Genomic DNA, 20122 nt, shown 5'->3' on the forward strand with positions numbered 1-20122 from the left:
AAGGCACGACGAAGAAAGATGGACCCCCCCATACAAAAAAAAAAAAACCCCCCCCCCCCCCCCCCCCCCCCCCCCCCCCCCCCCCCCCCCCCCCGCGGCTCTTGGCGTATGGAGCCCCTGTACGGCCCCGTACGCGGACGGTCAGGGCGTCAGCGGCGGGCGGGGGCCCTCGTCGCCCTGCGGGCCGGGCCGCCGCCCCGCCGCGTCGGGGCGGATGACCTCGCCCGGCACGACCTTGCCGTCCGGGCGGTGCATACGGGCCTGCTGGAAGGCGTCCCCCAGGGAGCCGGGCACCATGGCGCGCATCCGCCGGTCCAGCGCCCGGTCGGCGTAGCGCCCCGCCATCGCGCGGACCGGCGGCAGCAGCAGGAGCAGGCCGGCCACGTCCGACAGGAGCCCCGGCAGCATCAGCAGCAGTCCGCCGAGCATCAGGAAGCCGTTTCCGGTACTCCCCCGGTCCGGGTCGGGCGCCACGCCCGCCTGCTGCTGCTGCTGCTGGAGCGTCTCGGTGAGCGTCCGGAAGGCCCGCCGCCCGGCCCGCTTGATCACCGCGGCGCCGAGGAGCCCGGCGCCGGCCAGCAGGGCGAAGACGGTGAGCCCGCCCGCAGCGCCGCCCACGAGGGTCAGCAGCCAGATCTCCACCACCAGCCAGGCGGCGAGGGCGAGCGGAGCGAGCGTGCGGGCGCGGGAGCGCTTACGGGCGGCAGGAGGCGGTGAGCCGGTCATCATGCCCCCAGTGTGCCCAAGACCGCGCCAGCGCGGCGTAAAGGGGTGATCAGGAAGGGCAGGGCACGACTCAGGGGCGCTTGCGGCCCATGATGCGGTCGGCGCGGGAGCCGATGCCCCACGCGGTGACGCGCCACAGCGCCTCGACGACGATGTCCCGGCTCATCTTGGAGTCGCCGTGCTCGCGCTCCACGAAGGTGATCGGGACCTCGACGACGTGGTACCCGGCGGCGACGGCGCGGCGCGCGAGGTCGACCTGGAAGCAGTAGCCCTGGGAGGCCACGTCGTCGAGGCCGAGGCCCTCCAGGGTCTCCTTGCGGAAGGCCCGGAAGCCGCCGGTGACGTCGCGGATGGGGACGTCCAGCAGGAGCCGCGAGTAGGTGCTGCCGCCGCGGGAGAGGAACTCGCGCGACTTGGGCCAGTTGACCACCCGGCCGCCGGGGACCCAGCGGGAGCCCAGCACCAGGTCGGCGCCCTTGAGGGCGGTCAGCAGGCGCGGCAGCTCCTCGGGCTGGTGGGAGCCGTCGGCGTCCATCTCGACGAGCACGCCGTAGCCGTGCTCGATGCCCCACCGGAACCCCGCCAGGTAGGCCGCGCCCAGCCCTTCCTTGCCCTTGCGGTGCAGGACGTGGACGTGGTCGTCCTCGGCGGCCAGCTCGTCGGCGAGCTTGCCGGTGCCGTCCGGGCTGTTGTCGTCGGCGACCAGGACATGGGCGTCGGGTACGGCAGCCCGGACCCTGGTCACGATCGGCTTGATGTTCTCGGCCTCGTTGTAGGTGGGGATGATCACCAGGGCCTTGCCGAGCGGACCGTATCGCCTCTGACCGGTCTGGCCACTCTGGCGACTCTGACCACCGTCGTTCACTGCTGCCCCTTACGTCCGTACGCTGGGCTCCACCATAGCGACCGGTGGAGGCGCAGGGGTCCGCGGATCGGGGCCCGGCGTCCTTCGGGCCGACCTGGGGCCCGCTGGCTGCGGGTCGACCGAGAGCCGTTGTCTACTGAACGTCCGGGCCCCACCCGGGTCGCACCCTCCCCCGCGCTCCCTGCGGAGCGGGGGACCACGACCGGAAGAACCTTCCCTCGTCCCCCGAGGCGCGGACGCTGGACCTGGCTGCCGACGGTGGTGCGCCGGTGCGGCGCACCACCCGTGACCCAGCGGCGTTCGACGATGGCGGGGAGGCCGGCCGGTCGGGCGTCGGTCGGACGCCCTGTGGTGGACCCGGCCGAACCTACCGGCCGCCGACCGTCGGCTGTCAACACCCCCGGGACCTGCGGCTCTTGACCGTACGGCCAGGTCAGCGACGAAGATCCGCAGGTCGTGGAGGACCCTCGCCGGGCGCGGCCGGTGTACGAAATGTCCCTATCTCACTCGTTCGGTCGCACGAAGACGGTCCGCCCCGCGACGACCGTGCGCAGACAGACCGGGAGCTCGACCCCCGGCGTGAGGTCGGGCAGGCCCGGCGTCCCGGAGCGCGGGTCGGTGGACCAGCGGGCGACCCGGTCGTCGGGCGCCTGGACGACCAGGTCGCCGGTGCGCCAGACCGCGTAGTCGGCGGGGGCGCCGGGGACGAGCACGCCGGCGTCGTCCCGGCCGATCGCCCGCCACCCGCCGCGCGTGTGGGCGGTGAAGGCGGCCCGCACCGAGATCCGGTGCTCGGGCGTGCGGTGGAAGGCGGCGGCGCGGACGGTGCCCCACGGGTCGAGCGGGGTCACCGGGCTGTCGGACCCGAAGGCGAGGGGCACCCCGGCGCGCAGCAGGGCGGCGTACGGGTTGAGGGTGCGGGCCCGCTCGGCGCCGAGGCGCTGGGCGTACATGCCGTCCTCGCCGCCCCAGGCCGCGTCGAACGCGGGCTGCACGGAGGCGGTGAGGCCCAGCTCGGCGAAGGCGGCGATGGTCTCGGGGGTGAGCATCTCGGCGTGTTCGACGCGGTGGCGGGCGGCGCGCACGCGTGCCAGGCCGAGGGTCTCGGCGACCGCCCGGACGCCCTCGACGACCGCGCCGACGGCGGCGTCCCCGATGGCGTGGAAACCCGCCTGGAGGCCCGCCTCCGTGCAGGCGGTGACATGGGCGGCGACAGCGGCCGCGTCCAGGTGGGCCGTACCGGTGTGATCGGCGTCGTCGTACGGCGCATCGAGGCAGGCGGTGTGCGAGCCGAGGGAGCCGTCCACGAAGAGGTCCCCGGCCGCGCCGAGGGCGCCGAGGGCGTGCGCCCGCTTCACGTCGGTGTCGGCCCAGTAGCCCACGACGCGGGGCCCGGGCTCGTCGGCGGCGAGGGCCAGCAGGGCGGTGAAGTCGTCCTCGCTGGAGATCTCCGGGCCGCCGCACTCGTGGAGGGTGCCGATGCCGAGCGAGGCGGCCCGGCGCAGCGCGGCGCGCTGGGCCTCGGCGCGCTGGCCGGGCGTGACGGCGGCGTACGCGGCCGCGCGTACCGCGTGGTGGGCGGCGGCGGTGAGGGGCCGCTCGGGGTGGTAGCCGGTCAGGCCGGTGACACCGGGCACCAGGTCGAGCAGGGCGCTGGTGACGACCGCCGAGTGGATGTCGACCCGCGGCAGGTAGAGCGGGCGCCCTCCGGTGGCCGCATCGAGCTCCGTACGGGACGGGGGGCGCTGCTCGGGCCAGCGCGAGGCGTCCCAGCCGTGCCCGAGCAGGACCCGGTCGCCGGGGCGCGCGGCACTGTGCGCCCGTACGAGGTCCAGGGCCTCGGCCAGGGTGCGGGCGCCGGACAGGTCGAGGCCGGTGAGGGCGAGCCCGGTGCCCGTGGTGTGCACGTGGGCGTCGGTGAAGGCGGGGGTCACCAGGGCGCCCTCGAGGTCGATCACCTCGTCCACACCGGAGGCGAAGGCGTCCGCCGCTCCTTCCGAGCCCACCCACGCGACGTGGCCGCGTTCCACGACCATCGCGGTGGCGAAGGGGTCGGCGGGGCTGTGGACGTCTCCACCGCGCAGGAGCACGGTGCGGTGTTCGCTCTCGGTCATGGTGACCAGCCTAAGGACCCCCGGCGCCGGGTCAGACGCGCGGTGGCCGGGCCTCGTACGGGGTGGACAGGACCACCGTCGTACGGGTGGAGACGCCCGACTGCGAGCGGATCCGGGTGAGGAGGTGCTCCAGCTCCAGCGGGGTCGCCACGCGCACCTTCAGGATGTAGTTCTCGTCGCCGGCGACGCTGTGGCAGGCCTCGATCTCGGGGATGTCGGCGAGCCGGTCCGCGATGTCGTCGGGGGCGCTGGGGTCGAACGGTTTCACCGAGATGAACGCCGTCAGCGGCAGGCCGACCGCTTCGGGGTCGACGACCGCGGCGTAGCCGCGGATGACTCCGCGCTGCTCGAGGCGGCGGACGCGCTGATGCACCGCCGACGTGGACAGGCCGGTGGCCTTGCCCAGGTCGGTGTAGCTCATGCGCCCGTCCTTGACGAGCAACTCGACGATCTGACGATCCAGCTCCTCCATGCGGTCAACCTATTGCCCCGGGTGCCCTACGGCCCAGTCGGGAGCACGTCAGAGGGGCACCTGCGCGCGGCATGTGACCAACACCACAGGTTTGGGGCCCCTGTCCTCCGTAACCGGATGGTTATTCGGTGGACCGGAAGGGAATTGCTTGCTGTGGTCGAGGTCGCATGAGCCTGGTCGGCCCACCCGAGGGGGAGATTCTCCATGCAGGAGCCTGTTGATTCGGTCGAGACGGACGAGCTCGACCTCTACGACACTTATGAGATGGTCCGGGTCATCTGCCCGGACTGCGCCCAGCCCATCGCGCTGCTGGCGGACGAGGACGTGCTGCCCGAGCACGCGCTGTGCCCCACACCGTGGAACCCGTTCGTCCTGTCGGTGTGCTCCGGCACGGGACGGCCGGCCTCGGAGGCGCGTCCCGCCGACGAGTCGCTGGACCTCCAGGAGCAGGACACCGGACTGCTGTTGACGCTCCCTCAGGGGCTCGACTGGCGGACGCAGCCCTTCTCGCACGTGGGCGGCCCCGGCTCGCGTCCGATCAAGGTGCCGCGCCGGACGGAGGCGCCCGAGGCGTCCCGGGTGCCGCGGATGCGGCGGGCGGCCTGAGGCACTCCCGGACCGTGGCGAGCGGCGTCGCCCGGCCCCGCACCGGCGTGGTGCGGGACCGGGCGAACTGCTGAGCCGGGGGCCGGGGACGGGTGCCCTCAGCGGGACTCGGGGCCCAGGAGGTGGCGTGCGACGACCATGCGCTGGACCTGGTTGGTGCCCTCCACGATCTGGAGCACCTTCGCCTCGCGCATGTAGCGCTCCACCGGGAAGTCCGCGGTGTAGCCGTAGCCGCCGAGCACCTGGACCGCGTCCGTGGTGACGCGCATCGCCGCGTCCGTGCAGAACAGCTTCGCCATCGCGGCCTCGCGCGAGAAGGGACGGCCCGCGTCGCGCAGCCGGGCCGCGGCGAGGTACAGGGCGCGGCCCGCCTCGATCTGGGTGGCCATGTCGGCGAGCAGGAACCGCAGCCCCTGGAAGTCCGCGATGGGGTGGCCGAACTGCTGCCGCTGCGTGGCGTACGCGGCGGCCTCGTCCAGCGCCGCCTGGGCGACGCCGACGGCGCAGGCCGCGATGCCGAGGCGGCCGGAGTCCAGGGCGGACAGGGCGATGGCGAAACCCTGGCCCTCGTCGCCGATGCGGCGCGCGTCCGGGACGCGCACCCCGTCGAAGTGGAGCTGGGCGGTGGGCGAGCCCTTCATGCCCATCTTCTTCTCGGGGGCCGCGGCGGTGAGGCCCTCGGCGTCGCCGGGCACCAGGAACGCGGTGATGCCGCGCGCGCCCTCGCCGCCCGTGCGGGCCATGACCGTGTAGAAGTCGGCGATGCCGCCGTGGGTGATCCAGGCCTTGGTGCCGTCGATGACCCAGTCGTCGCCGTCCCGGACGGCCCGGGTGCGCAGGGAGGCCGCGTCGGAGCCGGAGGAAGGCTCCGAGAGGCAGTACGCGCCCAGCAGGCCACCGCCGAGCATGGCGGGCAGGTGCTCGGCCCGCTGCTCCTTGCTGCCGTACGCCGCCAGGCCGTGGCAGGAGAGCGAGTGGACGCTGACGCCGAGGCCGACGGTGAGGCGGGCGGCGGCGAGCTCTTCGAGGACCTGGAGGTAGACCTCGTACGGCTGGTCACCGCCGCCGAAGTCGGAGCCGTACGGCAAGCCCAGCAGGCCGGCTTCGGAGAGCAGGGTGAAGATCTCCCGGGGGAAGCGGCCGGCGTCCTCCTCCTCGGCCGCGCGGGGAGCGATCTCCCGCTGCGCGATGTCGCGTACCAGGGCGATCAGATCCCTGGACTCCTCGGTGGGCAGCTGACGTTCCACCGGCTGCGGGGCGCGGTCGGACATTGCGGCGCTCTCCTCCCTGTCGGGCGCTACGGCGGGCGCACGCGACTAGGGTGGGCGGCGCCGCCGATCTCACTGCCTCGCCGATGCTGCCCTCCCGGATCACGGAAATGAGCTGGCCAGCGGCTGTGGCGCGTTGAGTATGCCCGATCAGAGGCGTCCCGTCACGGGGTCACCGGCGGGGCCCGCGGGCGGGGCTCAGAAGAGGCCGACGCGGGTGACGAGCATGGCGAACACGACGACGAGGACCCAGCCCAGGATCTGCTCCAGCAGCTCGGGGCCGTCGTCCTTCGGACCTCCGGTACGGACGCGGGGGGCGGCAGCGGCGGCAGCGGTCATGTAGGTCTCCGGGCGGTGTGCGGGGTGGAGTGGCCGTGGACGTCGCCCACGGCGCCCATCCACAGTGCCAGCGCGGGCGGGCCCCGGGGTAGAGACGTTCATCACGCCCCGGGGCCGCCCGGTGCCGTCCGGGTGCCGCTCAGCGGAGGCCGACCGCCGCCAACGCCCTGCGCTGCGCGGCCGTGGGGTGGGCGGGCCAGTACAGGTAGCAGACGCCCCCTGTGCCGGACACCACTTTCCCGGAGGCGTTGTGGCGCTTGGTCCGCAGCCAGATGTTCTCCCACTCCCGGCGCCGGTAGACGCGGCGTACGGCTTCGTTCGAGGGGGACGCGGGGTCGTTGGCGATCACGTCACCGCCGTCCGTGAAGCCGATGACCGTCATCAAGTGCCCGGCCGTGCCGTAACCCGCGCCGGTCAGCTCCTCCTTGAGGAAGGACTGGGAGGTGATGGCCGGGATGCCGGCGCGGATCAGGGTCTCCAGCTCGGTCAGCGACCGCAGCCGCGTGACGACCGCGTTCATGTCGGCGTACGTGGCGGCGTAGGCGGCGTTGAAGGGCCAGTTGCCGCAGCCGTCGTACTGGTGGTCGTAGGTCTGGCGGGCGGCGTGGCAGACCTGCGGGTCCGCGAAGGCGGGGTTCACCCAGGCGAGCTCCGCCGCCGTGGGCCGGCGGCCCCAGTACTCGATGATCATCTGCGAGGAGGTGGGGCTGCACCAGGCCTCGCCGCCGCCCCCGTACTCCGGGTACTGCCCGATGTGCGTGTGCTGGGAGTAGCGCGGCACCACGAGCTCGCGGGCGGGGCCCGGCGCCGAGGCCGGGACGGTGAAGCGGTCCGGGACGTCCGAGGCCATCGCGCCGAGCCGCCACACCGTGGGCGTGAGCCCGCTGCCCGGCCGGCGGTGGAGGGTGAGCCGCAGCCGGTACGAGACCAGGCGCACGCCGCTCGACGCGTCCTCGACGGCGACGGTGTCGGTCCACACGGCGCTCCGGCCGTCGTTCTGCCCGTCGACCGTGGTGCGGCGGATGTCCGTGTCACCCGCGGCCCAGCGGCCCACCACGTACCAGGGCGTCTCGGTGCCGTCCGCGTAGCGGCCGCGCAGCTCCACGGCGATCCAGGTGCCGGGCGGGGTGTCGGCGTTCCAGGAGGCGATGAGCTCGGTGGCCGGGACGGTGGGGGTGTGGCGGGGCGAGGTCCAGGTGGCGTACTCCCACGCGGCCGTGCGGCCGGTGTGCGGGTCGGTGTAGTCGGTGCGCCCGGCCGGGGTGCCGATCACCAGGCCGGGGCGGCGCGTCGCGACGGCCCGGGTGCCGGCGTGGTCGCCGGAGCGCCAGTCGGTGTACGAGGTCCAGAAGCGGTTGTCGACGAGGTCGGCGGCCGTCGGAGCCGGGACGGTCCGGGCGGACGGGGCGGGTGAGGCGGACGCCGGGGCGACGGACGCCGCCGCGGAGCCCGCGGCGGCGAGGGCGGCGGCCAGCACGGTTCTGCGCGCCGCGCCCGCCGGACCGGATGACGGCGTGGCGGGCGGTGTGGAGGGTGGCGTGGAGCTGGTCATGGCGGTGACCCCCAGTCGGGATGTACGGGCAGCTGTACGGATGGGGCGACAAGTGCACGACAGGTGCGCCCACTATCCCGGCTGCGGGGCCGGATCCACCAGCAACGGCGCCGACGAAGCGGCCGATGGGCCCCGTGCGGGGGTGTGCGCCGCGCTCGGCTTCCTGCGGGGCTTCGTGCGGGGCTTTGTAGGGTGGCCGCATGGACCAGCCCCGCCCCCTCGACCTCCGCCGCCTGGCCGGCGAGCTGCGCGGGCTGCCGCCCTCCTGCGGGCCGGTGCGTCTCGTGGCGGTCGACGGCCACGCCGGCTCGGGCAAGTCCACGTTCGCGGACCGGCTCGCGGCGGCCCTCGGCGGCGCCCCGGTCCTCCATCTCGACGACATCGCCAGCCACGACGAACTGTTCGCGTGGACGGACCGCTTCCGGGCCCACGTACTCGATCCGCTGAACCGCGGCGAGGTGGCGCGCTTTCACTCGTACGACTGGATTTCGCGCCGCTTCGCCGGTCCGGTCCGGGAGCTGCCGCCCGCCCCCGTCGTCGTGATCGAGGGCGTCGGTGCCGGCCGTCGCGCGCTGCGTCCCCATCTGGCGCGGCTGCTCTGGATGGACCGTGGGGCCGCCGCGTCGTGGGCGAGGGGCCGCCACCGGGACGGACCGGCGCAGTCCGCCTTCTGGGACGGATGGACAGTGGCGGAGACACGCCATTTCGAAGCGGACCCGTCCCGTCCCTACGCCGACACCCTGGTACGGGAGTGTCCAGAGGGATACGAGTGGCTTCCAGGGGCTGCCGAGACAGCCGGTCAGAACCAGATCGTCACGCAACGTGACTGACTTTCGCCACCGTACCGAACAGTCGGAATTCAGCCTCCGAGAGTGCCTCAACTTCGCTTGACCGACGGGGCGTACAGGTCTTACGTTCTCAATGTGCGGCTTTCCGAAGCCGTCGCAGACGCGAAGCCCCCGGTTGTTCCCCCGTGATCGGGGGCTTCGTTCTGCCCTCCACCCCTCTCTCCCAGCGCCGCGCGCCCCGTCGACGCTCACCGTGGGTCACCGTGGTCCGCGGGCGTCCGAAGCCGTTCGAATCGGGTCCCGGGCCTTCTTCGCGCCCTTCGTCGCACACGCAGTGCGCAGGTACGATGCCTCTCGGTACACCTCGGTGCACCTCGGTGCGGCAGATCCCGTTCGGCAGATCCCGTTCACAAGAGGGCGATTGGGCAGGCTTCCGGCGGGCGGCGACGCCCGGCGGGAGGAGGTACGAGGGCACGGTTTGTGGGGGACCCGATGGACTTCGGCACGCAGGGCGGCGCGCACGCCCCGGCCGACCTCGCCTGGCTGCGCGGCGTGGACGCCTACACCATGGGCGCGTATCCGCAGGCGGAGGAGGAGTTCCGCACCGCGGTGCGGATCGATCCCGGCATGGCCGACGGCTGGCTCGGGCTGCACGCGCTGCGGGTCGACACGACCACGGCGCTGCTGCGCATGTACCGGAACCGGGACCGCTTCGGCGAGCAGCGCGCCCGCCACCGCCGCAAGCTCAACTCCTGGTACTGGCTGGGCTGGTGGGTACAGCCGGTGCTGGAGAGCCCGCGCGACCTGCTGCTCGCGCACGCCTCGCACTGGCTGGACGGCCGCCACGTGCCGGAGCTGGACCGGGCGCTGGCGGGGCTCCCGCCCGTCGACACCGACCCGCAGGTGCGGTTCCTGCACGCCTGCCGGGCGTACCTGGTCAAGGACTGGGACCAGCTCGTGCGCCACACCGAGCCGCTCGTCGACGACCCGCTGCTCGGCATCGAGGCCGGACTGTTCGGCGGCATGGCCCGGGTCAGGCTGGAGATGTACGGGCAGGCCGAGCCGATGCTGTCCGCCGCGCTGATGCGCTGCCGCAGCGAGCAGCCGCAGCGCAAGGAGCTGCGCTACTGGCTGGCGCGGGCCCACGAGGGCACGGGGCGCACCGCCGCCGCGCTCCCCCTCTACCGGGCCGTGCACCGGGTGGACCCGGCGTTCATGGACACCTCCGCCCGGCTGGCCGCCATCGCCGAGTACGACGGGTTCGACGGCTCGGACGAAGCGGCGGCCGCGGCGGCCGGTCTCGCGGCGGTGTCGCTGACCGGCGCGGGGGCGGGGGCCGGGCAGGACGGTGTCTTCGACGGCCGGGACTCCGGGGACCTGTCGGAGGGCGGTGGCGTGGACGCGCCGCCGCCGCAGGCACCGCAGTCACCGCAGGCGCCCGCGGCCCCTCCCCCGCAGCCCCCGCCGCCGCGGAGCGGGTCGGTACCGGTACCGCCCGTGCACGGCGTACGGGAGAAGGCGGCGGGACCCGGCCGGCCCAAGTCGCCGCCGTTCCCCGCGAGCCCGACCGATCCGGCGCTGCTCGCCGAGGCGCTCGCCGAGCTGGAGCGGATGGTGGGCCTGGAGCCGGTGAAGCGGCAGGTGAAGGCGCTCTCGGCGCAGTTGGAGATGGCCAGGCTGCGCGCGGCGCAGGGGCTTCCGGTCCAGCCGCCGAAACGTCACTTTGTCTTCTCGGGCCCCTCGGGCACCGGGAAGACCACCGTGGCCCGGATCCTCGGCCGCGTCTTCTACGCGCTGGGGCTGCTCGGCGGTGACCACCTGGTGGAGGCGCAACGCTCGGACCTGGTGGGTGAGTTCCTGGGCCAGACGGCGGTGAAGGCCAACGAGCTGATCGACTCCGCGCTCGGCGGGGTGCTCTTCGTCGACGAGGCGTACGCGCTCTCCAACTCCGGCTACAGCAAGGGCGACGCGTACGGCGACGAAGCCCTCCAGGTGCTGCTCAAGCGCGCCGAGGACAACCGCGACCACCTGGTGGTGATCCTGGCCGGCTACCCCGAGGGCATGGACCGGCTCCTCGCCACCAACCCGGGCCTGTCCTCCCGGTTCACGACACGGGTGGACTTCCCGTCGTACCGGCCGCTCGAACTGACCGCGATCGGCGAGGTGCTGGCCGCGGCGAACGACGACGTGTGGGACGAGGAGGCGCTGGAGGAGCTGCGCTCGATCAGCGCGCACGTGGTGGAGCAGGGCTGGATCGACGAGCTGGGCAACGGCCGGTTCCTGCGCACGCTGTACGAGAAGTCGTGCGCGTACCGCGACCTGCGGTTGTCGGGTTACAGCCGGATGCCGGGCCGCGAGGACCTGTCCACGCTGCGGCTGCCGGACCTGATGCAGGCGTACGGCGAGGTGCTGTCGGGCCGCGGTCCGGTGGACCGCGGCCCGCAGGAGCCGCCGGGTTACTGAGCCGGGCAGCCGGGCCCGGACCCGGCTGACGGGCCCGGCCGCCGGATCCGGCTACCAAGCCCGGGCCCGGCTACTGGGCGGCGAGCACGCCTTCCGGAGCGGCCGGGCGCGGCCCGATGGCGTCGGGCCCGATGGCGTCGGACCCGGCGGCCTCCGGCGCCACAGCCGCGGGCGCGGGAGCCGGGGCCGGGGCGGGAGCGGGCGTGCGGTGCGCCGGGTCGCGTACCTCACCGACCAGCATCTCCAGCACGTCCTCCATCGCCACCAGCCCGAGGACCCGCCCGGACGCGTCCGCGACCTGCGCGAGGTGCGTGGCCGCGCGGCGCATCACGGTGAGTGCGTCGTCGAGCGGCAGCTCGGCCCGCAGCGTGGCCATCGGCCGCCAGACGCGCTGCGGTACGGCCTTGTCGGCGTCCTCCAGGTCCAGCACGTCCTTGACGTGCACGAACCCCATGAACACCCCGCCGCCGCCCTCCGCGCGCACCGGGAAGCGGGAGTAGCCGGTCCGTACCGTCAGTGCCTCGACCTGCGCCGGGGTGACCGACGGGGTGACCGTCACCAGGGACGTACGCGGGATGAGGACGTCGGAGACCGGGCGGCTGCCCAGCTCCAGCGCGTCCTCCAGGCGCTCCTGCTCGGCCGGGTCGAGCAGCCCGGCCTGGCCGGAGTCCTCGACGAGCCGCCCGAGCTCGGTGCTGGTGAAGACCGCCTCGACCTCGTCCTTCGGCTCGACGCCGAAGGCCTTCAGGACGAGCCGCGAGCACGCGCCCAGCGCCGCCGTCACCGGCCGGCACAGCCGGGCGAAGCCGACCAGGGCCGGGCTGAGCCACAGCGCGGTGCGCTCGGGAGCGGCCATCGCCAGGTTCTTCGGGAGCATCTCGCCGATGACGAGGTGGAGGAAGACGACGACGGCGAGCGCGATGACGTAACCGAGGGGATGGATCAGGCCCTCGGGCAGGTGCACGGCGTGGAACACCGGCTCCAGCAGGTGGGCCACGGTCGGCTCGGCGACGGCGCCCAGGGTGAGCGAGCAGATGGTGATGCCGAACTGCGCGGCGGCCATCATCTGCGGCAGGTTCTCCAGGCCGTACAGGACCTGGCGGGCCCGCTTGGACGCGGCGGCGAGCGGTTCGATCTGGCTGCGGCGCACGGAGACGAGGGCGAACTCGGCGCCGACGAAGAAGCCGTTCGCGAGGACCAGCAGGCCCGCGAACAGGAGTTGGAGCACGCTCATCGGGCCGCCTCCACGGCGTGTGCCAGATCGGCGGTGCGGACGAGGCGGACCCGCTCGGCGCGGTAGCGGTCGACCTGGCGCACGGCCAGGCGCCAGCCGGGCAGTTCGGCACGGTCGCCGGGGGCCGGGATACGGCCGAGCAGGTCGGCGACGAGCCCGGCGACGGTCTCGTACGGCCCGTCGGGGACGTCGAGGCCTATCCGCTTGAGGGTGTGGACGCGGCAGCTGCCGTCAGCCTCCCAGGCGGGGTGGCCGTCCTCGGCCGGGACGGGGACGAGCTCGGGCAGGTCGTCGCCCTCGGCGTCGTGCTCGTCGCGGACCTCGCCGACGAGCTCCTCGACGATGTCCTCCAGGGTGACGACCCCGGCCGTACCGCCGTACTCGTCCACGACGACGGCTATCGGCTGCTCGCTGCGCAGCCGCTCCAGGAGCGCCTGGACGGGCAGCGTCTCGGGGACGAGGAGCGGCGGGAGGGCCACGTCGGCCACCGGGGTGCGCAGCCGCTGGGCGGCGGGCACGGCGAGCGCGTCCTTGAGGTGCACCATGCCGATGATCTCGTCGATGCGGTCCCGGTAGACCGGGAAGCGCGACAGGCCGGTGGCCCGGGTGAGGTTGAGGACGTCCGCGGCGGTGGCGTCGGACCGCAGGGCGCTGACCTTCACGCGCGGCGTCATCAGGTGCTGCGCGGTCAGCCCGCCCAGGGCGAGCGTCCGGACGAAGAGGTCGGCGGTGTCCTGTTCGAGGGCGCCGGCCCGCGCCGAGTGCCGGGCGAGCGAGACCAGCTCGCCGGGGGTGCGGGCGGAGGCGAGCTCCTCGGTGGGCTCGACGCCCAGGAGCCGTACCAGCCGGTTGGCGACGGCGTTGAGCAGCGCGATGACCGGCCGGAAGAGGGTCGAGAAGGCGTGCTGCGGGCCGGCGACGAACCGCGCGACCTGCAGCGGGCGGGAGACCGCCCAGTTCTTGGGTACGAGCTCGCCGATCACCATCTGGACGGCGGACGCGCCCAGCATGCCGATCACCACCGCGACACCGGAGACGGCCCCCTCGGGCAGTCCGGTCGCGGTGAGCGGCCCGTCGAGGAGCTGCGCGAGCGCGGGCTCGGCGAGCATGCCGACGACGAGCGAGGTGATGGTGATGCCGAGCTGGGTGCCGGAGAGCTGGAACGACAGCTCCCGCAGGGCTCGGACGACGGTACGGGCCCGCCGGTCGCCCTCGGCGGCGGCGCGCTCGGCGTCCGCCCGCTCCACCGTGACCAGGCCGAACTCGGCGGCCACGAAGAAGCCGTTGGCGAGGATCAGGAGGAATGCCGCGGCGAGCAGCAGAAGGGGGATGATCATGCCGCCGCCTCTTCGTGAGCGAAGGGGGCGGCGCAGGTACTACCGGACGATCCGTCCATTGCTGGAGGGAGTCACTCCTCGGGTCGCAGGTGCCCCGCCGGCGGAAAGGTGCTGCTGTCGCCGTATGCGCGAGGCGGTGGCGCACTCGGCGCCACCGCCACAAGAGTAATCACGCCAGGGCCGGGTGGGGCAGGGGGTTGGCGCCCGTACGGGGGACATACGCCCCGCCGGCGCCCGATTCGTCCAGGTCAGCGCTCCGCTGACGTGCCCCGGCTCTCGACCAGGGCCCGCAGGGCACGCGCGTCGCGGATGGCCTGCTGCTTGCCGATGCCCGGCTGGATGCCGAGCGCGGGCATGCTGGTGCCGTCGCTGAGGTCGAGGAAGACCCAGGGGTCACCCTCGCGAAGGTTCACGCGCAGGATCTCCGCCCACTCCAGGCGGCGGGTGCGGGTGAGGTTGACGACGGTGACGCCGGCCTCGTCGGCGACGACCTTCGGGCGGCTCAGCAGCGCCAGGACGCCGAAGAACAGGGCCGCGACGAAGACGAAGCTCACACGCTCACCGGGGTTGAGCCGCTCCAGCATGAGGGCGACCGCCGTGATGACGGCGAACATCGCCGTGCCCACGGCCAGGAGCACCACTCTGGTACGGAGGGGCCGGAAGGTGACCGGGAGCACGGGGATCTGCGTGTCGGACATGGGGGCCGTTCTCGAAGAGCTCACAGGCGGCAGGCGTGGATCTCGGTGGTCAGGATCGCACGCGCACCGAGGGCGTACAGGTCGTCCATGATGCGCTGCGCCTCCCGGGCGGGGACCATGGCGCGCACGGCGACCCAGCCCTCGTGGTGCAGGGGGGAGACGGTCGGCGACTCCAGGCCCGGGGTGAGGGCGACGGCCTGCTCCAGGTGCTCGACGCGGCAGTCGTAGTCCATCATCACGTAGCTGCGGGCCACCAGGACGCCCTGGAGGCGGCGCAGGAACTGCTGGACCTTCGGGTCGTCGGTGGGGGCGCCGGTGCGCCGGATGACGACCGCCTCGGACTTGAGGATCGGCTCGCCGATGACCTCCAGGCCCGCGTTGCGCAGCGAGGTGCCGGTCTCGACGACGTCCGCGATGACCTGGGCGACGCCGAGCTCGATGGCGGTCTCGACCGCGCCGTCGAGGTGGACGACGGAGGCGTCGATGCCCTGGTCGGCGAGGTGCTTGGCGACGATGCCCTCGTAGGAGGTGGCGATCGTCATGCCGCCGAAGTCGGCGGGGCCGCTCGCGGTGCCGGGCTTGGTGGCGTACCGGAAGGTGGAGCGGGCGAAGCCGAGCTGGAGGATCTCCTCGGCGTTGGCGCCGGAGTCGAGCAGCAGGTCGCGGCCGGTGATGCCGATGTCGAGCTTGCCGGAGCTGACGTAGATGGCGATGTCGCGGGGGCGGAGGTAGAAGAACTCGACCTCGTTCTCCGGGTCCACCATCACCAGCTCTTTGGACTCCTTGCGCTGCTGGTAGCCGGCCTCATGGAGCATCGCCGACGCAGGTCCGGACAGTGAACCCTTGTTGGGGACGGCGATGCGCAGCATGGGGTGGGCTTCCTAACTGTGAAAAGGAGGTTCTCGGTGGTTCTCGGTGAGGCTCGGTGCGGGGAGGGCGGGGTGGATCAGAGGTGCGCGTAGACGTCGTCGAGTGAGATCCCGCGCGCGACCATCATCACCTGGACGTGGTACAGCAGCTGCGAGATCTCCTCGGCGGCGGCGTCCTTGCTCTCGTACTCGGCGGCCATCCAGACCTCGGCGGCCTCCTCGACGACCTTCTTGCCGATGGCATGGACGCCCTTGTCCACCAGCTCGGCGGTACGGGAGGTGGCGGGGTCGCCGGTCTTGGCCTTGAGCTCCAGCTCGGCGAAGAGCTCTTCGAAGGTTTTGTTCGCCATGATGGTCCTAAGAGTACGGGGTGGGCCCTGTCCACTCAGCGCCAGGGCTCACTGACCGTGCGCAGCGTGGCGGCGGTGGCGACGGCGGCGGTGACCGCCTCGTGGCCCTTGTCCTCGTTCGACCCCTCCAGGCCTGCGCGGTCGAGGGCCTGCTCCTCGGTGTCGCAGGTCAGGACACCGAAGCCGACCGGGACGCCGGTGTCGACGGAGACCTGGACGAGCCCCTGGGTGACGCCCTGGCACACGTACTCGAAGTGGGGGGTGCCGCCGCGGATGACGACGCCGAGCGCGACGACCGCGTCGTAGCCGCGGCCGGCGAGGACCTTGGCGACGACCGGGAGCTCGAAGCTGCCGGGGACCCGGAGCAGGGTCGGCTCGTCGATGCCGAGCTCGTGCAGGGCGCGCAGGGCGCCGTTGACGAGGCCGTCCATGATCTTCTCGTGCCACTGGGCCGCGACGACGGCGACGCGGAGGTCGCCGCAGTTCTTCACGCTCAGTTCGGGTGCGCCCTTGCCGCTCACGTGCGTACTCTCCTCGTGCTTCGTTCGTTCTGTCGGGTTACTGGTTGTTGCAGGGGGACGCGCCGGCGGCGGCGTCGAGCCAGGGCAGGTCGTGGCCCATCCGGTCGCGCTTGGTCCGCAGGTAGCGCACGTTGTGCTCGCCGGCCTGGACGGGCATGGGCTCGCGGCCGTTGACCGTGAGGCCGTGCCGGACGAGCGCGGTGATCTTCTCGGGGTTGTTGGTCATCAGCCGCAGGCTGCGTACGCCGAGGTCGGCGAGCATCTGCGCGCCGGCGGCGTAGTCGCGGGCGTCGGCGGGCAGGCCGAGCTCCAGGTTGGCGTCGAGGGTGTCGCGGCCGCGCTCCTGGAGTTCGTACGCGCGCAGCTTGGACAGCAGGCCGATGCCGCGGCCCTCGTGGCCGCGCAGGTAGACGACGACACCGCGGCCGGCCTCGGTGACGCGGCGCATGGACTCCTCCAGCTGGGGGCCGCAGTCGCAGCGCTGCGAGTGGAAGATGTCGCCGGTCAGGCACTCGGAGTGGAGCCGTACGAGGACGTCGTCGCCGTCGCCGACCTCGCCGTGGACGAGCGCGACGTGCTCCACGCCGTCGACGGTGGAGCGGTAGCCGTACGCCGTGAAGTCGCCGTACGCCGTCGGGAGGCGGACCTCGGCCTCGCGGCGGACGGTGGGCTCGTTGCTGCGGCGGTAGGCGATCAGGTCCTCGATGGAGATGATCGTCAGGCCGTGCTTGCGGGCGAAGGGCACCAGCTCGGGCAGGCGCAGCATCACGCCGTCCTCGCCGGCGATCTCGACGATCGCGCCGGCCGGGCGCAGCCCGGCGAGGCGGGCGAGGTCGACGGCGGCCTCGGTGTGGCCGTTGCGGACGAGGACGCCGCCGGGCTGGGCGCGCAGCGGGAAGACGTGGCCGGGGCGGACGAAGTCGGACGGCTCGGAGGTGCCGGCGGCCAACAGCTGGAGGGTGGTGGCGCGGTCGGCGGCGGAGATGCCGGTGGTGACGCCGTGGACGGGGGCCGCGTCGACGGAGACGGTGAAGGCCGTCTTCATCGACTCGGTGTTGTCGGTGACCATCTGCGGCAGCTGGAGGCGGTCGAGCTCGTCGGCCTCCATGGGGGCGCAGATCAGGCCCCGGCACTCGCTCATCATGAAGGCGATGATCTCGGGGGTGGCCTTCTCGGCGGCGATGACGAGGTCGCCTTCGTTCTCCCGGTCCTCGTCGTCGACGACCACGACGGGGCGGCCGGCGGCGATGTCGCGGATGGCCTGCTCGACGGGGTCGAGCGCGAGGTCGGTGGCGTCCCAGACGCTGAGGGAGGTCATGCCGCGCTCCTTTCGTTCGCTTCTCCGCCTGCGCGGCGCAGAGGTGCGGGCATCACGGTTGTCTGCGGGCCGGCGGCCGCGCATGCGTCGCTCACAGGAGTGCTCCTTCCAGGGCGGCGTTCGCGCGGGAGCGCAGCCACCAGTCGCGCAGGCCCCACAGGACGAGCGCACCGTAGATGACGTAGACGAAGCCGGAGAACGCGTAGCCGTTGGCGAAGTTCAGCGGCACGCCCACCAGGTCGACGAGCAGCCAGGCGAACCAGAACTCGACCATGCCGCGGGCCTGGGCGTACATGGCGACCAGCGTGCCGACGAAGATGTACGCGTCGGGCCAGGGGTCCCAGGACAGCGTCGGGTAGGCGGTGAAGAGCCCGCCGACGGCGAGGGTGCCGAGGACGGCGCCGCCCGCCATGAGGCCGCGCTCGCGCCAGGTGGCGAAGCGCACGACGATCGAACCGTCCTGGGCCTGCTGCCGGCCGCGGTTCCACTGCCACCAGCCCCAGGCGGCGACCGCCATGACGACGACCTGCTTGCCGGCGCTGCCGGTGAGGTGGCCGGCGAAGGCGGTGAAGAGGATGACGCCGGAGAGGAACTGCGCCGGCCAGGTCAGGATGGAGCGGCGCCAGCCGAGCGCGAGGGCGACCAGGCCGATCGTGTTGCCGATCATGTCCGACCAGAGGATGTGCTGGCCGAAGGCGGTGAAGGCCTCGGAGTTGAGCCAGTTCACTGGGCCGCCCCCTGGGCGCGGTCGCCGAGCATGCGCTCGACGTACTTGGCGATCACGTCGACCTCCAGGTTCACCGGGTCGCCGGGCTCCTTGATGCCGAGCGTGGTGAGGGCGAGGGTGGTCGGGATGAGGCTGACGGTGAAGTGGTCGCTGCCCGCGTCGACGACGGTGAGGCTGACGCCGTCGACCGTGATGGAGCCCTTCTCGACGACGTAACGGCTCAGTTCCGCCGGGAGGGAGATCTTGATGATCTCCCAGTTCTCGGAGGGGGTGCGCGCCAGGATGGTGCCGGTGCCGTCGACGTGGCCCTGGACGATGTGGCCGCCGAGGCGGTCGCCGACCGCCATGGGGCGTTCCAGGTTGACGCGGGAGCCGGGGCCCAGCGCGCCGAGGCTGGAGCGGTTCAGGGTCTCGGCCATCACGTCGGCGGTGAACTCGCCGTCGGCGGTGTCCACGACGGTGAGGCAGACGCCGTTGACGGCGATCGAGTCGCCGTGCTTGGCGTCCTCGGTGACGAGCGGCCCGCGCAGACGGAAGCGGGAGGCGTCGCCGAGGCGTTCGACGGCGGTGACCTCACCCAGTTCTTCGACGATTCCGGTGAACACGCTCAGCGCTCCTTCGATGCGACGGTGGCGGTGATACGAAGATCGGGGCCGATGCGGACGGTCTCGGTGACGTCGAGCCGCAGCGCGTCGGTGAGGGTGGTGATCCCGGCGTCGGCGAGGGCGGCGGGGCCCGCGCCGAGGAGGACCGGGGCGAGGTAGGCGACGACCTTGTCGACGGCGCCGGCGGCGACGAAGGCCCCGGCGAGGGTCGGGCCGCCCTCCAGCAGGACGGAGCGGACGCCGCGCTCGTGCAGGGCGGCCAGCAGCGCCGGGACGGACAGGCCCCGGCCGTCCGCGGCGCGCGGCAGCCGCACGGCCTCGGGGAGGTCGGTCGCGGCGTCCTCGGCGACCGCGATCAGGGTCGGCGCGGCGTCGTCCAGGACGCGGGCGCCGGGCTTGACGGCGGTGGCCTCGGTGTCGACCACGACGCGCAGCGGCTGGACGGCTCCCTCGATGCCGCGTACCGCGAGGTGCGGGTCGTCGGCGCGGGCGGTGCCGGCGCCGACGATCACGGCGTCGGCCTCGGCGCGCAGCCGGTGGACGTCGGCGCGGGATTCCGGGGAGGAGATCCAGCGGCTGGTGCGGTCCTGCGCGGCGATGCGGCCGTCGAGGGTGGCGGCGTACTTCCACAGGACGTAGGGGCGGCCGAGGCGTACGGAGGTGAGCCAGGCGGCGTTGCCGGCCTCGGCCTCGGCGGCCAGGAGTCCGGGGACGACCTCGATCCCGGCGGCGCGCAGGGTGTCGGCGCCGCCGGTGGCCTGGGGGTTCGGGTCGCCGACCGCGTACACGACCCGGGCGATCCCGGCCTCGACGAGGGCCTGGGCGCAGGGGCCGGTGCGGCCGGTGTGGTTGCAGGGTTCGAGGGTGACGTAGGCGGTGCCGCCGCGGGCGAGGACCCCGGCCTGGCGCAGGGCGTGGACCTCGGCGTGCGGGCCTCCGGCGCGCTCGTGCCAGCCGGCGCCGACCTCGTGTCCGGAGGCGTCGAGGATGACACAGCCGACGACGGGGTTGGGGCTGGTGGAGCCGAGGCCGCGGGCGGCGAGCGCGATGGCGCGGCGCATGGCGGCACGGTCGGAGCCGTCGACGCGGTCGGCGCTGTCGACGTCTGCCGTGCCGGGCTCGTGGGCGTCCGCTGCGGGGGCCACCGGGTCCTCCTGCCTCTTCGGGCGCGGACTCCGGGGCCTGTCGATGACGACAGAAGAGCGGGACGGCACCATCGCACGGGGACGCCGAGGCCGACGGGACCGGACGCCGGGAAACGGCGACCAGC

At 73.4% G+C, this 20122-nt stretch carries 20 protein-coding genes; 3 read left to right on the forward strand and 17 right to left on the reverse strand.

Going from position 1 to position 20122, the window contains the following annotated elements:
* Positions 1–141: 141 nt before the first annotated feature.
* The 4 genes from fxsA to ACZ42X_RS31675 form a co-directional block, all read right to left on the reverse strand.
* Complete coding sequence (gene fxsA / locus ACZ42X_RS31660) at positions 142–729, reverse strand: FxsA family membrane protein (protein WP_468297368.1); 588 nt, start codon at positions 727–729, stop codon at positions 142–144.
* A 67-nt stretch (positions 730–796) separates the two neighbouring features.
* A complete protein-coding gene (locus ACZ42X_RS31665; protein ID WP_468297370.1) occupies positions 797–1591 on the reverse strand; it encodes a polyprenol monophosphomannose synthase in 795 nt (264 codons plus the stop codon).
* Positions 1592–2094: 503 nt separating this feature from the next.
* A complete protein-coding gene (locus ACZ42X_RS31670; RefSeq protein WP_468297373.1) occupies positions 2095–3705 on the reverse strand; it encodes an amidohydrolase in 1611 nt (536 codons plus the stop codon).
* Between the two features lie 31 nt (positions 3706–3736).
* Entirely contained in the window at positions 3737–4177 is a 441-nt protein-coding gene (locus ACZ42X_RS31675) for an Lrp/AsnC family transcriptional regulator (RefSeq protein WP_236239047.1), read from the reverse strand.
* A gap of 204 nt (positions 4178–4381) precedes the next feature.
* On the opposite strand from ACZ42X_RS31675, the gene ACZ42X_RS31680 reads away from it, so the two are divergent.
* Positions 4382–4783: a hypothetical protein gene (locus ACZ42X_RS31680; RefSeq protein ID WP_468297376.1), complete on the forward strand. Its 402-nt coding sequence runs from the start codon at positions 4382–4384 to the stop codon at positions 4781–4783.
* A gap of 98 nt (positions 4784–4881) precedes the next feature.
* Here the strand turns inward: ACZ42X_RS31680 and ACZ42X_RS31685 are convergent, their stop codons facing one another.
* From ACZ42X_RS31685 to ACZ42X_RS31695, 3 genes are all read right to left on the reverse strand, one after another.
* The gene (locus ACZ42X_RS31685) at positions 4882–6054 is read right to left on the reverse strand and encodes an acyl-CoA dehydrogenase family protein (RefSeq protein WP_468297379.1); all 1173 of its coding nucleotides are present in this window, start codon (positions 6052–6054) and stop codon (positions 4882–4884) included.
* Between the two features lie 195 nt (positions 6055–6249).
* Positions 6250–6390: an SCO1431 family membrane protein gene (locus ACZ42X_RS31690; RefSeq protein WP_361429176.1), complete on the reverse strand. Its 141-nt coding sequence runs from the start codon at positions 6388–6390 to the stop codon at positions 6250–6252.
* Between the two features lie 139 nt (positions 6391–6529).
* A complete protein-coding gene (locus ACZ42X_RS31695; RefSeq protein ID WP_468297382.1) occupies positions 6530–7942 on the reverse strand; it encodes a peptidase C39 family protein in 1413 nt (470 codons plus the stop codon).
* Positions 7943–8142: 200 nt separating this feature from the next.
* Here ACZ42X_RS31695 and ACZ42X_RS31700 point away from each other — a divergent pair, with 200 nt between their 5' ends.
* Positions 8143–8772 carry a uridine kinase family protein gene (locus ACZ42X_RS31700; protein WP_468297385.1) on the forward strand — a complete coding sequence of 210 codons (630 nt, stop codon included), beginning with the start codon at positions 8143–8145 and terminating at the stop codon, positions 8770–8772.
* Positions 8773–9222: 450 nt separating this feature from the next.
* Positions 9223–11193, forward strand: coding sequence for an AAA family ATPase (locus tag ACZ42X_RS31705; RefSeq protein WP_468297388.1), 1971 nt, complete (start codon positions 9223–9225; stop codon positions 11191–11193).
* Between the two features lie 70 nt (positions 11194–11263).
* Here ACZ42X_RS31705 and ACZ42X_RS31710 read toward each other — a convergent pair whose 3' ends face one another.
* The 10 genes from ACZ42X_RS31710 to ribD form a co-directional block, all read right to left on the reverse strand.
* Positions 11264–12427 (reverse strand): hemolysin family protein, encoded by a 1164-nt coding sequence (locus ACZ42X_RS31710; protein ID WP_468297391.1) that lies wholly within the window; start codon positions 12425–12427, stop codon positions 11264–11266.
* A complete protein-coding gene (locus ACZ42X_RS31715) occupies positions 12424–13764 on the reverse strand; it encodes a hemolysin family protein (RefSeq protein ID WP_468297394.1) in 1341 nt (446 codons plus the stop codon). Before ACZ42X_RS31715 ends, ACZ42X_RS31710 begins: the two co-directional genes overlap by 4 nt.
* 248 nt (positions 13765–14012) lie before the next feature.
* The gene (locus ACZ42X_RS31720) at positions 14013–14462 is read right to left on the reverse strand and encodes a PH domain-containing protein (RefSeq protein WP_468297396.1); all 450 of its coding nucleotides are present in this window, start codon (positions 14460–14462) and stop codon (positions 14013–14015) included.
* A 20-nt stretch (positions 14463–14482) separates the two neighbouring features.
* On the reverse strand, positions 14483–15331 hold the full coding sequence (hisG, locus tag ACZ42X_RS31725; RefSeq protein WP_361429190.1) for an ATP phosphoribosyltransferase: 849 nt from the start codon (positions 15329–15331) through the stop codon (positions 14483–14485).
* Positions 15332–15408: 77 nt separating this feature from the next.
* On the reverse strand, positions 15409–15681 hold the full coding sequence (locus ACZ42X_RS31730; RefSeq protein ID WP_355367284.1) for a phosphoribosyl-ATP diphosphatase: 273 nt from the start codon (positions 15679–15681) through the stop codon (positions 15409–15411).
* A 35-nt stretch (positions 15682–15716) separates the two neighbouring features.
* The gene (gene ribH / locus ACZ42X_RS31735) at positions 15717–16202 is read right to left on the reverse strand and encodes a 6,7-dimethyl-8-ribityllumazine synthase (RefSeq protein WP_361429192.1); all 486 of its coding nucleotides are present in this window, start codon (positions 16200–16202) and stop codon (positions 15717–15719) included.
* A gap of 37 nt (positions 16203–16239) precedes the next feature.
* Positions 16240–17520 (reverse strand): bifunctional 3,4-dihydroxy-2-butanone-4-phosphate synthase/GTP cyclohydrolase II, encoded by a 1281-nt coding sequence (locus ACZ42X_RS31740; protein WP_468297399.1) that lies wholly within the window; start codon positions 17518–17520, stop codon positions 16240–16242.
* A 91-nt stretch (positions 17521–17611) separates the two neighbouring features.
* The gene (locus ACZ42X_RS31745; RefSeq protein WP_468297402.1) at positions 17612–18247 is read right to left on the reverse strand and encodes a nicotinamide mononucleotide transporter family protein; all 636 of its coding nucleotides are present in this window, start codon (positions 18245–18247) and stop codon (positions 17612–17614) included.
* The gene (locus ACZ42X_RS31750) at positions 18244–18852 is read right to left on the reverse strand and encodes a riboflavin synthase (protein ID WP_468297405.1); all 609 of its coding nucleotides are present in this window, start codon (positions 18850–18852) and stop codon (positions 18244–18246) included. The genes ACZ42X_RS31745 and ACZ42X_RS31750 overlap by 4 nt, the downstream gene beginning before the upstream one ends.
* A 2-nt stretch (positions 18853–18854) precedes the next feature.
* Positions 18855–19913 carry a bifunctional diaminohydroxyphosphoribosylaminopyrimidine deaminase/5-amino-6-(5-phosphoribosylamino)uracil reductase RibD gene (gene ribD, locus ACZ42X_RS31755; protein WP_468297475.1) on the reverse strand — a complete coding sequence of 353 codons (1059 nt, stop codon included), beginning with the start codon at positions 19911–19913 and terminating at the stop codon, positions 18855–18857.
* Between the last annotated feature and the right edge of the window lie 209 nt (positions 19914–20122).

The sequence above is a fragment of the Streptomyces sp. NPDC030862 genome, assembly GCF_055571835.1.

What these genes read in the sequence shown, in the direction of transcription:
- fxsA (WP_468297368.1), bottom strand. Translation starts at nt 729, where the DNA reads ATGATGACCGGCTCACCGCCTCCTGCCGCCCGTAAGCGCTCCCGCGCC.
- ACZ42X_RS31670 (WP_468297373.1), bottom strand. Translation starts at nt 3,705, where the DNA reads ATGACCGAGAGCGAACACCGCACCGTGCTCCTGCGCGGTGGAGACGTC.
- ACZ42X_RS31675 (WP_236239047.1), bottom strand. Translation starts at nt 4,177, where the DNA reads ATGGAGGAGCTGGATCGTCAGATCGTCGAGTTGCTCGTCAAGGACGGG.
- ACZ42X_RS31680 (WP_468297376.1), top strand. Translation starts at nt 4,382, where the DNA reads ATGCAGGAGCCTGTTGATTCGGTCGAGACGGACGAGCTCGACCTCTAC.
- ACZ42X_RS31685 (WP_468297379.1), bottom strand. Translation starts at nt 6,054, where the DNA reads ATGTCCGACCGCGCCCCGCAGCCGGTGGAACGTCAGCTGCCCACCGAG.
- ACZ42X_RS31690 (WP_361429176.1), bottom strand. Translation starts at nt 6,390, where the DNA reads ATGACCGCTGCCGCCGCTGCCGCCCCCCGCGTCCGTACCGGAGGTCCG.
- ACZ42X_RS31695 (WP_468297382.1), bottom strand. Translation starts at nt 7,942, where the DNA reads ATGACCAGCTCCACGCCACCCTCCACACCGCCCGCCACGCCGTCATCC.
- ACZ42X_RS31700 (WP_468297385.1), top strand. Translation starts at nt 8,143, where the DNA reads ATGGACCAGCCCCGCCCCCTCGACCTCCGCCGCCTGGCCGGCGAGCTG.
- ACZ42X_RS31705 (WP_468297388.1), top strand. Translation starts at nt 9,223, where the DNA reads ATGGACTTCGGCACGCAGGGCGGCGCGCACGCCCCGGCCGACCTCGCC.
- ACZ42X_RS31710 (WP_468297391.1), bottom strand. Translation starts at nt 12,427, where the DNA reads ATGAGCGTGCTCCAACTCCTGTTCGCGGGCCTGCTGGTCCTCGCGAAC.
- ACZ42X_RS31715 (WP_468297394.1), bottom strand. Translation starts at nt 13,764, where the DNA reads ATGATCATCCCCCTTCTGCTGCTCGCCGCGGCATTCCTCCTGATCCTC.
- ACZ42X_RS31720 (WP_468297396.1), bottom strand. Translation starts at nt 14,462, where the DNA reads ATGTCCGACACGCAGATCCCCGTGCTCCCGGTCACCTTCCGGCCCCTC.
- hisG (WP_361429190.1), bottom strand. Translation starts at nt 15,331, where the DNA reads ATGCTGCGCATCGCCGTCCCCAACAAGGGTTCACTGTCCGGACCTGCG.
- ACZ42X_RS31730 (WP_355367284.1), bottom strand. Translation starts at nt 15,681, where the DNA reads ATGGCGAACAAAACCTTCGAAGAGCTCTTCGCCGAGCTGGAGCTCAAG.
- ACZ42X_RS31740 (WP_468297399.1), bottom strand. Translation starts at nt 17,520, where the DNA reads ATGACCTCCCTCAGCGTCTGGGACGCCACCGACCTCGCGCTCGACCCC.
- ribD (WP_468297475.1), bottom strand. Translation starts at nt 19,913, where the DNA reads ATGCGCCGCGCCATCGCGCTCGCCGCCCGCGGCCTCGGCTCCACCAGC.